Source organism: Actinomadura luzonensis, from assembly GCF_022664455.2.
Lineage (GTDB): Bacteria > Actinomycetota > Actinomycetes > Streptosporangiales > Streptosporangiaceae > Nonomuraea > Nonomuraea luzonensis.
In genome coordinates this window covers 1,496,054-1,507,796 of sequence record NZ_JAKRKC020000001.1, presented here as the reverse complement: position 1 = coordinate 1,507,796, position 11,743 = coordinate 1,496,054, and the positions used below count along the sequence as shown (strand labels likewise).

At 74.2% G+C, this 11,743-nt stretch carries 11 protein-coding genes; 5 read left to right on the top strand and 6 right to left on the bottom strand.

What is annotated here, in order from left to right; all coding sequences use genetic code 11:
- Window positions 1-25: 25 nt before the first annotated feature.
- The gene (locus MF672_RS07155; RefSeq protein ID WP_242378179.1) at window positions 26-385 is read right to left on the bottom strand and encodes a hypothetical protein; all 360 of its coding nucleotides are present in this window, start codon (window positions 383-385) and stop codon (window positions 26-28) included.
- Window positions 386-462: 77 nt separating this feature from the next.
- Window positions 463-1,938 (bottom strand): class I adenylate-forming enzyme family protein, encoded by a 1,476-nt coding sequence (locus tag MF672_RS07150; RefSeq protein ID WP_242378177.1) that lies wholly within the window; start codon window positions 1,936-1,938, stop codon window positions 463-465.
- Between the two features lie 314 nt (window positions 1,939-2,252).
- On the opposite strand from MF672_RS07150, the gene MF672_RS07145 reads away from it, so the two are divergent.
- Window positions 2,253-3,650, top strand: a complete 1,398-nt coding sequence (locus MF672_RS07145; RefSeq protein WP_242378175.1) for a hypothetical protein — start codon at window positions 2,253-2,255, stop codon at window positions 3,648-3,650.
- Here the strand turns inward: MF672_RS07145 and MF672_RS07140 are convergent.
- Window positions 3,628-5,991: a helicase-associated domain-containing protein gene (locus MF672_RS07140; RefSeq protein ID WP_242378173.1), complete on the bottom strand. Its 2,364-nt coding sequence runs from the start codon at window positions 5,989-5,991 to the stop codon at window positions 3,628-3,630. The two genes, MF672_RS07145 and MF672_RS07140, sit on opposite strands and share 23 nt — an antisense overlap.
- 45 nt (window positions 5,992-6,036) lie before the next feature.
- Here MF672_RS07140 and MF672_RS07135 point away from each other — a divergent pair, with 45 nt between their 5' ends.
- A complete protein-coding gene (locus tag MF672_RS07135; protein WP_247815197.1) occupies window positions 6,037-6,906 on the top strand; it encodes a hypothetical protein in 870 nt (289 codons plus the stop codon).
- Here MF672_RS07135 and MF672_RS07130 read toward each other — a convergent pair.
- Both MF672_RS07130 and MF672_RS51275 read right to left on the bottom strand, forming a co-directional pair.
- Window positions 6,903-7,526 carry a TetR/AcrR family transcriptional regulator gene (locus MF672_RS07130; protein ID WP_242383973.1) on the bottom strand — a complete coding sequence of 208 codons (624 nt, stop codon included), beginning with the start codon at window positions 7,524-7,526 and terminating at the stop codon, window positions 6,903-6,905. The two genes, MF672_RS07135 and MF672_RS07130, sit on opposite strands and share 4 nt — an antisense overlap.
- Window positions 7,527-7,560: 34 nt before the next feature.
- A complete protein-coding gene (locus MF672_RS51275) occupies window positions 7,561-7,956 on the bottom strand; it encodes a hypothetical protein (protein WP_302893172.1) in 396 nt (131 codons plus the stop codon).
- Window positions 7,957-8,059: 103 nt separating this feature from the next.
- Here MF672_RS51275 and MF672_RS07120 point away from each other — a divergent pair, with 103 nt between their 5' ends.
- Both MF672_RS07120 and MF672_RS07115 read left to right on the top strand, forming a co-directional pair.
- Window positions 8,060-8,677 (top strand): HAD family hydrolase, encoded by a 618-nt coding sequence (locus MF672_RS07120; RefSeq protein WP_242383974.1) that lies wholly within the window; start codon window positions 8,060-8,062, stop codon window positions 8,675-8,677.
- Between the two features lie 90 nt (window positions 8,678-8,767).
- The gene (locus MF672_RS07115) at window positions 8,768-9,163 is read left to right on the top strand and encodes a cold-shock protein (protein ID WP_247815196.1); all 396 of its coding nucleotides are present in this window, start codon (window positions 8,768-8,770) and stop codon (window positions 9,161-9,163) included.
- Between the two features lie 40 nt (window positions 9,164-9,203).
- Here the strand turns inward: MF672_RS07115 and MF672_RS07110 are convergent, their stop codons facing one another.
- Window positions 9,204-10,730, bottom strand: a complete 1,527-nt coding sequence (locus MF672_RS07110) for an MFS transporter (RefSeq protein WP_247815195.1) — start codon at window positions 10,728-10,730, stop codon at window positions 9,204-9,206.
- Between the two features lie 169 nt (window positions 10,731-10,899).
- Here MF672_RS07110 and MF672_RS07105 point away from each other — a divergent pair, with 169 nt between their 5' ends.
- Window positions 10,900-11,700: a DUF3027 domain-containing protein gene (locus MF672_RS07105; RefSeq protein ID WP_242377774.1), complete on the top strand. Its 801-nt coding sequence runs from the start codon at window positions 10,900-10,902 to the stop codon at window positions 11,698-11,700.
- The last annotated feature ends 43 nt before the right edge of the window (window positions 11,701-11,743 follow it).

Genomic DNA, 11,743 nt, shown 5'->3' with positions numbered 1-11,743 from the left:
GCAGGGAAAGTCCCGGAACGGGTCATCAATCGTCGAGGTAGCCGTTCAGGCCGAGGAAGAGGAAAAGGAGGATCATGAGGGCGAAGCCGAGCCCGAACAGGATCCAGCTCCACATCACCATCGTACGTGCCGTGCCGGGGTCGGTGTTCGAGCGGCTGAGCGCCAGCCCGGCCAGGATCGCCCCGGGCAGGCCGAGCACGTTGCAGCAGGAGACCAGGCCGAGCAGGTTGAGCACGAGGGAGACGATGGCGTTGGCGCTGGGCCCCTCGCTCCGCGGGGGCGGCGGCGGATAGCCGTAGCCGTAGCCGTAGCCCGGCGGGGGCTGCTCGCCGTAGGGCGCGCCGTAAGGCTGGTACGGGTAACCCGACGGGTCCTGTTGAGTCATCGTCACCTCCAGACACGTCAACACTTATCACGGAATCGAGACGCGCCCGGCCCCGTCGCGTGATCCGGTGCCGGCGGTCAGAGGCGGGCCCGCAGCGCCTTCCGGTCGAGCTTGAGCACGCTGGTGACCGGGATGTCCGGGACGAACCGGATCTCGCGCGGGTACTTCACCCGTCCCACGCGGTCGCGGGCCCACTCGACGAGCTCCTCGGCGCTCGCCGTGGCGTCCGGCTTGAGCTGCACGAACGCCACGACCTCCTCGCCCACGCGGGGGTCGGGGCGGCCGACCACGCAGGAGCGCACGACGTCGGGGTGGTGGTCGAGGGCGTACTCGACGTCGCGGGGGAAGACGTTGAAGCCGCCGCGGATGATGAGGTCCTTCTTGCGGTCCACGACGTAGAGGTAGCCGTCGTCGTCGACGCAGCCGAGGTCGCCGGTGCGCAGCTCGCCGTCCACGAGCGCGGTGCCGTCGGGGTCGGGCTCGTGCTCGCCCCAGTAGCCGAGCATCAGCGGCTCGCCCGCGACGCAGATCTCGCCGACGTCCCCGGGCTCGGCCGCCTCGCCTGAGCCGTCGCGGATCGTGATGGTGTAGCTCGGCAGCGGCAGGCCGACGCTGCCCGCCCGGCGCCGGCCCGGCGGGTTGAAGGTGGTGACGGCGCAGGTCTCGGTCAGGCCGTAGCCCTCCAGGATCTGCGTGCCGGGCATGCGGCGCTCGAACTCCTCCAGCAGGCTCCGGCCGAGCGGGGCGGCGCCGCAGGTGAGGTGGGACAGCTCGGGCAGCGGGTGCGACTCCAGCGGCTCGGCCAGCAACATCTGGAGCATGGCGGGCACGACGGTGCCGTACTGGACGTGCTGCTCGGCGGCCAGCTTGAGGAACTGGCCGGCGTCGAACCAGCGCATGAGCACCGCGTGCTGCGGCTCGGTGGCGTGCAGCCAGGCGACCGAGACGATCAGCCCGTACGAGTGGGACAGCGGCACCGGCACGATGACCCGGTTCTTGCCCTCCTGGTAGGAGGTGTCCCAGACGTCCTTGCCGACCTGCCACAGGCCGCGGTGGCTCAGCATGACGCCCTTGGCCCGGCCGGTGGTGCCGCCCGTGTACATGAGGGCGGCCAGGTCGCCGGGGTCGCGGGCGACGGGGCCGTGGGCGGGCGCGCGTTCCAGCTCGGCGGTGTCCACGTGGACCGGGACGTCCACGCCCGCGGCGCGCACGGTCGCCTCCAGCTCGGGCGAGGTGACGACGGCCACGGCGCCGCTGTCGAGCAGGATGTGGCGCAGCTCCTCCGCGCCCACCAGGAACACCACGGGGGTCACCACCGCGCCGGCCGCCCACAGCGCCTGGTACAGCAGCGGCACCTCGGGCGAGTTGGCCATCATGACGGCCACCCGGTCGCCGGGCCTGACGCCGGCCGCGACGAAACCGCCGCACATCCGGCGCGCCCGCTCGGCGAGCGCGTGACTGCGGTGCCAGACCCCTTCGTAGTACATCGCGTCGTGGTCGTCGAAGCGGTCCCACGACTCCTCGGCCAGACGGCCCAGCGTTTGCTCGGTCACATGCACAACCTGATGCGCGGGGGAGCGCGCCGTCAACCCTCGGCGCTCTTGACAGCCATTGTGGCGGATGTCTTCATGTCAGGTAAATGAAGTGAAATCTCCTTCTCCGGCCATTCTGGTTTTCCTCGCCGTCTAGATCGTGTAAATGTGGAAGATCTGGGGCGCGGATCGCGCCTCCGGCCGGGAAGGCGCGTGGACTGCCAGGTCAGGCGGCATGATTACGCAGCGCGATCGGTTCGTACGAGGAACGGCAACTCGTGGTTCCAAGATATTTCCGGTAGAAAAAGATTCGCGCCAAGCTCCGAGGTGACTTCGTGACCGACACGCCTGAACCGGGCGAGCTCGACCTCGACGACATTACGCTCACCCAGCGCCGCCTGGCACTCAACGACCGGCTGCGGGCGAGCGTCCCCCCGGTCACCGGAGACCTCGCCCGGCGCGCGGCCGACGCGCTGCTGCGCTCCTACCTGGAGCCGCCGTGCTTCGCCGAGGCGGTCCGCCGGCTGGCCGCCCGCCACCTGCTCGTCCTCGTCGGCGCGGAGGAGACCGGCAAGCGGCTCGGCGGCCTCGCGCTGCTGTCGCGCATGTCGCTGGCCGAGAGCACGATCACCGTCCTGTCGCCCGCCCGCACCGCCGCCGAGCTGCTGAGCGGCACGGAGTACGCGCCCGGGCGGGCGTACCTGCTGCACGACTGGATCGCTCCCGGCACCGACCGCACCGAGCTGGTCAACCTGGCGCGCAAGCTGGCCGAGCTGGGCTCCTACCTCGTCGTCACCAGGAACGGCGTCCCCTCGCGGGCCGTGGAGGTCGAGCAGCCCTGGGCCGCGCCGGACCCCGGCGAGCTGTTCGAGCTGTGCCTGCGCACGTACGACCTGCGCGCCGGCCGCGCGCCCGAGGCGCTGGCCAGGGCCAGGGGCCGGGCGGCCGAGCTGCCCACGCCCGCGCAGGTCGTCCGGCTGGCCGCCGGGCTCGCGCCGGGCGGCCGGCCCGCGGGCGAGGAGGTCGCGGCCTGGTTCGACACCAAGCCCGCCATGCGGGAGGTGCTGGCCGCGGCGGCGCTGGCGTTCGTCCAGCCGCTGCCCGAGGCGGCCTTCCACGCGCAGCTCGGCCGGCTCGACCGGGTCTGGCAGGCGCACGAGGGCGGGCCCCGGCTGCTGCCCGGCCCGCACCCGCTGATCGCCGTCACCGGCGGGCAGGCCGCCTTCCGGACGCCGGAGCACCGCGGGCCGGTGCTGGCCGAGCTGGCCGCCCGCTACGGGTTCTGGCTCTGGCAGCCGCTGCGCGCCTGGGTGCGGTCGCTGCCCGCCGAGGGCCCCGAGGTGCGCGCCCGGGCCGCGGAAGGGGTGGCCGCGCTCGCCGCGCACGCCTTCCGCGAGGCCCGGCACGAGCTGCTGGAGGTGTGGGCGGCCGGGACGGCGGGGGAGCGGCTGGCGGCGGCCGACGCGCTGACGCACATGTGCGCCGACGACGCCCTCGTGCCCGAGGCGCTGCGGCTCGCGCTGGACTGGGCGGCCGACCCGGGCCGGGCCACGACCGCCGCGGCGGCGTTCGGCGGCGGCCTGTCGGTGCGCTACCCGGACGACGCGCTCCGCGCGCTGCGGCGGCTCGCCGGCGGCGACGGCCCCGCCGCCGCGGTGGCCGCGCGCACGCTGACCCTCCTCGGCCCCGCGACGGCCGCCGCGACGGTGCTCAGAGCCCCGAGACGCCCGTGATGCGGTGCAGGGCGAAGCGGTGGACGGCGGCCCTGGTCTCGTCGTACGCCGTCAGGTAGCCGCCCTCCATCCTGGCCGGCTCCAGGATGCGCGAGGTGGCGTTGCCCTGCGAGTCGAGGTAGCCGATCCACACCCGCACGCCCTGCTTGATCGCCTCCTGCAACGCCGAGATCGTGGCGGTCGCGGGCCCGCGCGGGACCTGCCCGTTCGGGGAGTCCACCGGCTCGCGCCGCGCCAGGTGGGCCGCGTCGCCGGCGCGCAGCGCCCGCACGGCCGCCGCCGCCACGTCGGGATCGACCCCGTTGGACGAGGTGAGGGCGCGCACCGGCGCGGCCGCCTCGGTGCGGCGGCTGTCGAGCTGCGAGATGATCACGTCGCCGTCCAGCGACTCCGCGACCGGGGCGTACCCCATGGCGCGCAGCGAGTCGACCAGCACCGCCCGCGACGAGCGGGAGGCGATCACGGTCGGCGCCAGCCGGCGCAGGCGCAGCGCGGCCGAGCGGCGGTCGGCGGTGATCTGGTCGAGCAGCGCCGGGTCGTCGCAGCGCACGTACGCGCTCGCCGTGCCCACCCGGATGCGCCCGTGCCGCCGCGCCACGTCGCCCACCAGGTACGACAGCGCCTGCGGCACCGGCGTGGCCGAGTGGCGCGACAACATCGCCAGCAGCTCCTCGCCGCCGTGCCCGGCGTCGAGCGCCCGCCGGATCGACTGCTCGCTGAACCGGTAGACCGTGGCGCCGCCCTTCGACTCGACGTCGGCGGTGAGCGTCATCCAGCGGTTGAGCTCGCTGGTCAGCGGGCCGGGCGCGACGGCGGTGAGGTCGGCCTGCAGCAGCACGTGGTCGACCGGCTCGGGCAGCAGCGGCGCGAGCAGGCCGGCCGCGGCCGGCGCGGCGTCGGGGCCGCCCTGCAGCAGCGCCCGCCCGTGCCCGGACAACGCGCCGAGGCCCGTCACGCCGACCTGCTCGGCCTCGCGCAGCGCGAACTCGACGAGCTGCTCGCGCAGCGGCCCACGGCGGCGCGGCTGCTCCCAGGCCAGGCGTTCGAGCACCGCGTCGCGGGTGGGCGCGCGGCCGGGAGCCGCGGCCAGCACGCCCAGCGTCGCCGCCCGCACCCCCGGGGCCGAGGAGCGGCGCAGGTCGGCGTGCAGGGCGTTGAGCGGGCGGTCGCGCTCGTCACGCTCGCCCACCAGGCCGGGCACGCGGTCCATGTGGAGCCAGGTGGCGGCCAGCGTCGCCCAGCGGTCGGCGGTGCCCCTGACCCGCCACAGGTCGTAGCCGGGGGTGGGCAGCCATTCGCCGTCCACGCCGCCGCCGGCCGCGACCAGCCCGGCGGCGTGCGCCACTTCGACGGCCAGCGCCGTCGCCCACTCCGGCAGGTCCAGCTCGGTCGCCGTGCGCTTGAGGTCGCGTACGCCGAGCCCGCCGGTGCGCAGCACCCCCGGCGGGTCGATGCTCCACCGCTCGCACAGCTCCTCGACCGACCGGACGAACATGAACGCCTGCCCGGCCGCCGTGCGGTCGGCCAGCTCCCGGTCGCGCTCGCCGCCCTCCAGCGGCGGCGGCGCGGCCAGCAGCCCGCGGTGCACCCGGCCGCCGCGCAGGTAGAGACCCACCTCGCGGGGCAGCGTCACGCTCTCCTCGCCGGTCGCCGCGAGCAGGCCGCGGGCCAGCAGCTCCTCGATGGGGGAGCGGGCGGTGCCGACGCGGACCTCGCGGCGGGCGTTCGGCACCCGGCCCGTGGGCGGGCCCCAGGCGAGCTGGTCGAGCGCGGCCCGCGCCTCGGGCGACACGGACGCCACCAGCGCGGCGGGCTCGGCCAGCGCCGCCGCCAGGCGCTCCTTGCCGGTGCCCGCGCCGCCGGGCGCGATGTCGTCGGCCATCTCGTCGAGCTGCTCGGGCGGGTGGTGGCGGAACGCCTCGGCCGCGCGCGGGCCCAGCCCGGCCGGGTCCTCCAGGGCCTTGCGCACGCCGGGGCCGAGGTCGAGGGCGTCGTCGGGGCCGTAGACGAGGGCGAGGTCGCGCAGCCGGTCGAGCGCCGCCGACAGCGCGGGCTCCGGGTCCTTCTTGCGGCCGTCCCCGGGCTCGGTGAGGGCCGCCGCGACGAGGGCGCGCAGGCGCTTCTTCGGCGTCGGCCCGTCCTGGACGGCCAGCGTCTCGACGACGGCCAGCGTGAACCGGTCGAGCCGGTCGAGCGCCCGTCCGATCGCCGACGGGCTGGCCGCGCGCGAGGCCAGACCCTCCAGGTGCGCGGGCACCGGAGTGATCAGCTCGGGACGCGACGAGACGAGCGCCCGCAGCTGGTCGTCGGTGCGCCCCCTGATCCACTCCGTGAACTCCATCGTTGCCATGGTATGTCCCCCCTGATTGGGGCAGCATGGCTGGACGTGATAGAGCGTGCGGACCAGCTCGTGCTGAACTACGTGTCCAAGGCCGCCGACGCGGCCCACGGCGTGTTGCGCTCCGACCAGCGGCTCGACTTCGCCCGGCGGCTGCGCGCCCGCATCGAGGCCGAGCGCGGCGGCAGCCAGAGCCCGCGCGAGGTGGCCAAGCTGCTGGCCCGGTTCGGCGACCCGGTGGCGCTCGTGGAGCGCGAGGCCCGCCGCCTCGCCGCCGCCGCGCCCGGCACCGCGCCCGGCACCGCGCCCGCTGTCGGGGCCGCGCCCGCCGTCCGGGTCGCGCCGGCCGCCGGGGACGGGCTCGCGCCCGGCGACACCCGGCGTTTCCCGGCGATCGTGGACGATCCCGGCTTCTCGCCGGCCGTCCAGCCCGTCCGCCGGCCCGCCCGGCACCGGCAGAACCGCCCGGCCGGCCGCGGCCTGCCGTTCGCGGGCCTGCGCAGGGCCGCGATGTCCTCGGCCAACCCCATGGCCACCGGCGGCAGGGACGCGCGGACCGTGCTCAAGGAGCACCCGCGCGACGTCGGCGCGCTGGCGGTCCTGGTGGTGGCCGCGCTACTGGTGCCGTTCGGGCTGCCGGCGCTCGCCATCTTCCCCGTCCCCCTGGTGGTGTGGGCGGCGGGCGCGGCGATCGTGCTGCTGAGCGAGAGCTGGGAGGTCCGCGACCGGTTCCTGGGCGCGGGCGCGCCGCTGCTCGGCTACGCGGTCGGCGGGGTGCTCGTCGGCGGCCTGCGGGTCGGCGCGGAGCCCGGCCTTGACGCGTTCATGACCCAGTTCTGGGCCGTGAGCGGCACGATGTTCATGATCGGCACCGGGCTGGGCGTGCTCTGGCTCGGCTACCGCCTGCTCGACGCCTAGCTGACCGGCGCCGGGCGCGGGCTCGGCAGCAGGCCGACGGCCAGGCGCACCCACGCCGTCACGAACTGCTCCTTGTCGGCGTGCCCCGGCAGCTCGCCCACCGTCTCCTGGAAGAGCCGGTAGTGCACGACCGCGCCGCCGAGCACCGTGGAGATGCCGGCCCAGTCGAGCTTGACGTCGTGGTACTCGGGCTGCGCCTGGAACCAGGTGACGATCGCGTCGAACATGGGCTGCAGCAGCCCGTCGCGCACGACGGCGACCAGCTCGGGGAACTGGCTCAGGTCGCGGAAGAAGACCCGGGTCAGCTCGGACTCCTCGCGCACCTTGGCGAGGCCCGCCCGGCAGATGTGCGACAGCCGCTCCTCCAGGTCCACCGACGCCTCCATGGCGCTGAGCGCGGCCATGCTCTCGGCGACCTGGCTCCGGGTGCGGGCGGCGTGCTCGTTGATCGCGGCGGCGAGCACCTCGTACTTGGACTTGAAGTGCCTGTAGAGCCCGCCGGCGCCGGGAGACAGCCCTGCGGCGGCCTCGATCTCGGCCACGGATGTGGCGGAGTAGCCCCGCTCGGCGAACAGCCGCAGGGACTCATCGATGATCCGCTCACGGGTGGATCTGGTCATGTCTATCCTGATACCTCCGTAAGGAGAGTAGTCGTTACGGAGCCGCGCGCCGGATCAGGCTCGCCAGAGCGGAGCCGGCGACGAGCCAGACGAGCGCCGCCAGGCCGTAGTTGACCGGGGCCGTCCAGCGCGGGTCGGCCGGCTCGAACAGGTTCGCCAGGCCCAGCGAGAGGCGGTCGGCGAGCGCGGCCACGAACCGGTACCAGACGTTCGCCGGGTTGGCGCGGAGCACGGTGAACAGCGCGTACAGGACCAGCGAGAGCGCGGCGACCCGGCTCGCCAGGCGGACGAGGGCGGCGGTGACGGCCACGGCGCGCCGCCAGGGCGTGACGGCGGGGCGGGCGGGCCGGGCGGGGCGGTGGGGGCGGGTCGGAGCGGTGGAGGCGACGAGGCGGTCTCCGGCCTGAGGTGGTTCGGGGGTGTCGGGCACGGCCGCTCCTCTCCGATAAGTAATTCCTTTCTTCCCATTCCTACGGTCCCACAACAAGGGGCGTTACCGGCAGTCGTGGCGTGTTTGGCATCCTGCTCGGGTGATGACTTCGGTGGGTTTCGACCTCGACATGACTTTGGCCGATACGCGTACCGGCATAGCGGCCGTTTACGACGAGCTGTCGGCGCGTTTGGGGGTGCCGATCGACAGCGCGGCCGTGGTGACGCGGCTGGGGCCGCCACTGGAGACGGAGCTGGCGAACTGGTTGCCCGCTGAGCAGGTGCCGGCCGCAGCCGACCTGTATAGGGAGATTTATCCGGATATAGGGGTTCCGGTGCACACGGCCATGGACGGCGCGCACGACGCCATCGCCGCCGTCCGCGCCGCCGGCGGCCGGGTCATCGTCGTGACCGGCAAGAACCAGCGCGACGCCGTCGGCACCGTCGAAGTGCTCGGCCTGGTCGTGGACGAGGTGGTCGGCTCGCTGTTCGGCGCGGACAAAGGATCGGCACTCGCGCGGTTCGGCGCCGCGGCCTATGTTGGTGACCATGTCGCGGACATCGAGGCGGCCCGCGCGGGCGGCGCCGTGAGCGTGGCCGTCGCGACCGGCCCGTACACGGTGGAGGAGCTGCGCGAGCACGGTGCGGATGTGGCCTTGTCCGACCTCACCGAATTCGCCGCTTGGTACACCGGTTGGCGCCGGCGCGATGAAGTCCGGTAATTCCCCGGCATTTACCCGGTCGCCCCGGCGCTCTTCGGGGCATAACCTACATCCATCCAGCCTTTTCGACTGTTTGAACGAGGTCCTCCTGTGCCGAGTGGCAAGGTCAAGTGGTACGACGCCGACAAGGGATTCGGCTTCCTCACCCGTGACGACGGCGGTGAGGTCTTCGTGCATTCCTCCGCGCTGCCTCCTGGCGCCGTCCCGCTCAAGCCGGGGCAGAAGGTGGAGTTCGGCGTCGCCGAGGGCCGCCGCGGCCAGCAGGCCCTGTCGGTCAGGATCCTGGAGCAACCGCCGACCCTGGCCAAGCCCAAGCCCAAGGGCAAGCGGAAGAAGCCGGACGAGATGGTGGTGATCGTCGAGGACCTCATCAAGCTGCTCGACGAGGTCTCCGGCACCTACCGGAGGGGCAAGCACCCCGAGACCGCGCACGCCAAGAAGATCGCCCAGGTGCTGCGCGCCCTCGCCGACGACCTCGACGCGTAGTCAGAGGCCGCCCGGTCGGCCGAACCGTCCAGCCGTACGGTCAGCCGTGCGGGTTGGTCAGCGGCTTGGTGGAGTCGAGCGCGCCGGGCTGGGGAGGCTCGGCGGGCCGGCTCCACTCGTCCGTCGGGGCCTCGGCGGCCCTCCTGTCCGCCTCGGCCGCGGTGACCCGACGCCGCCGCGCCCTGGCCACCACCAGCCAGCCGAGCGTGCCGGCCAGCACCACCGCCAGCGTCACCAGCCCGGCGAGCGGGCTGCGGGCCAGCGACAGCACCAGCCCCACCAGCCCGCCGAACACCCACGCGAGCTGCAGCACGGCCTCGACCACCCCGAAGGTGGACGAGCGCACCTCCTCGCCGATCTCGCGCTGCACGATGGCGTCCAGCGCGAGCTTGCCCAGCTCCTGCGCGAACGCGGTGACCAGCGAGACCGCCAGCGCGGCCCATATCCCGAACAGGACCGCCGCGACGACGGTCGTCACGACGGTCACGGCCAGCGTCGCCAGCACGATGAGCTGCGGCGCGTGGTTGCGGGTCCAGTTCGCCACGGCCGCGCCCGCCAGGCCGCCGAGCCCGGCCGCGCCCGCCAGCAGCGCGATCGTCTTCGTCACGTCGAAGAACGGGTCGGGTGTCCCCGACAGCCACGGCACCGCGCGGTCCTGCACCAGGAACAGCAGGAAGAACAGCAGGAACCCGGAGAAGATCCGGAGCGCCAGGTTGGCCCAGACCGCCTCGGCGACCGTCGGGCCCACCTTGAGCAGCGTGCGCCAGCGGTGCTTGGCCCCCTCCTCCTCCAGGTCGGGGGAGTCGATGTGGCGCGGCAGGCGTACCGCGACGACGCCGAGCAGCAGGAAGGCCAGCATCGCCACGCGCAGCACCACGGCGCTGCCCAGCCACGCGGTCAGCCCCGCGCCCACTGGCACCGCCACCCCGGCCGCGACCAGCGTGAACAGCGCCACCCGCGCGTTCGCCGAGACCAGCGTGATGTCGGCGGGCAGCACGTTCGGCATGATCGCCGCCCGCGACACGTTGTACGCCTTCGACAGCACCAGCACGCCGAGCGCCCCGATGAACAACGTCGGCAGGTCGCCCGGCCCCACCGCCGCCGCCATCGCGAAGCACAGCAGCCCGCGCCCGAACAGCGTGCCCGCCATGACGTAGCGGCGGCCGGACCTGAACCGGTCGAGGATCGGCCCGACGAACGGCGCGAGCAGCGCGAACGGCAACATGGTGATGACCAGGTAGAGGGCCACCGAGCCGCGCGCCTCGCCGACGGGCACCCCGAAGAAGACCGTGCTCGCCAGCGCCACCGTCACCATGGCGTCGCCGGCGCTGTTGCCCGCCGACAGCTCGATCAGCCGGCCGAGCCCGGTGCGGCCCGCGCCGCCCGCGTACGTCAGCCGCCGCGTCGCCCTGCCCATCGAGCGCGCGCCCCTGACGGTCGCCCGGCTCGCCCGCGCGGTGCCGCCGGCCGTGGCCCGGCCGGCCCGCGCCGTCGCCCGGCCCGCGTCGGCGGCCCCGCGCCCCACGCGCCGCGCGATCTCACGCGCCCGGTCCCAGCCTGCGTTCACGCCTACCAGTCTTACCCCGATTCGTCCGCGGCTGTAGGTCACGGGGGGCGAGTTGCGCCCGCCCGGTCACAAGAGTCACGGCAGATCCGCCGCTTCGGGCCCGTCCAGGTCCGGCTATGGGTGAGAATGAAAGTGTGAGCGAACAGCACCTTTCGCCGGAGGCGGCCCGATGAGCCGCACCAGGGCCCGTGTCCCCGCTCCCGACCAGGCGTGCGCCGAGGCGGTCGAGCTGGCGCGCGCCGCGGCCGAGGAGTTGGCGCGGCCGGGCGAGCCCGGCGAGCACCTCGGCTACGAGAGCGAGGGCGACCGCATCGTCACCCACTACTTCGCCTGCCTCGACCGGGCCTACCGCGGCTGGCGCTGGGCGGTCACGCTCACGCGGGCCTCGCGGGCCAGGAAGGTGACGGTCAGCGAGGCGGTGCTGCTGCCCGGCACGGGTGCGCTGCTCGCGCCTGAGTGGCTGCCGTGGAGCGAGCGGCTGCGCCCCGGCGACCTCGGCGTGGGCGACCTGCTGCCCGCCGCCGACGACGACGACCGGCTGGCGCCGGGTTTCACCGACGCCGACGAGGACGCCGACCATCAGGCGCTTTTCGAGTACGGCCTGGGCCGGGCCCGTGTGCTCTCGGCCATCGGCAAGGACGAGGCTGCCAGGCGCTGGCACTCGGGCGAGCACGGGCCGCACACACCGATCGCACACGCCGCTCCCGCGCAGTGCTCCACCTGCGGCTTCTACTGGCTGCTCGCGGGTGGGCTGCGGCAGATGTTCGGGGTCTGCACTAACGAGTACGCCCCCGACGACGGCAGGGTGGTCTCCGCCGACCACGGCTGCGGCGCCCACTCCGAGGCCGCCGTGCTGCCGCCGCCCGTGGAGCAGGCCATCCCGATCCTCGACGACCTGGGCTACGACCTGATGGAGGAGGAGGCGGGCTCGGTCGACGAGTCGGCCTCGGAGGAGCTCGGTCACTCCTGATCCTGGTGCCGGTGCGGGCAGGGCGATAACCGGGTTTCCTGTC

Coding starts and splice junctions, on each gene's coding strand:
- MF672_RS07155 (WP_242378179.1), bottom strand. CDS start 385: ATGACTCAACAGGACCCGTCGGGTTACCCGTACCAGCCTTACGGCGCG.
- MF672_RS07140 (WP_242378173.1), bottom strand. CDS start 5,991: ATGGAGTTCACGGAGTGGATCAGGGGGCGCACCGACGACCAGCTGCGG.
- MF672_RS07130 (WP_242383973.1), bottom strand. CDS start 7,526: ATGACCAGATCCACCCGTGAGCGGATCATCGATGAGTCCCTGCGGCTG.
- MF672_RS07120 (WP_242383974.1), top strand. CDS start 8,060: ATGACTTCGGTGGGTTTCGACCTCGACATGACTTTGGCCGATACGCGT.
- MF672_RS07105 (WP_242377774.1), top strand. CDS start 10,900: ATGAGCCGCACCAGGGCCCGTGTCCCCGCTCCCGACCAGGCGTGCGCC.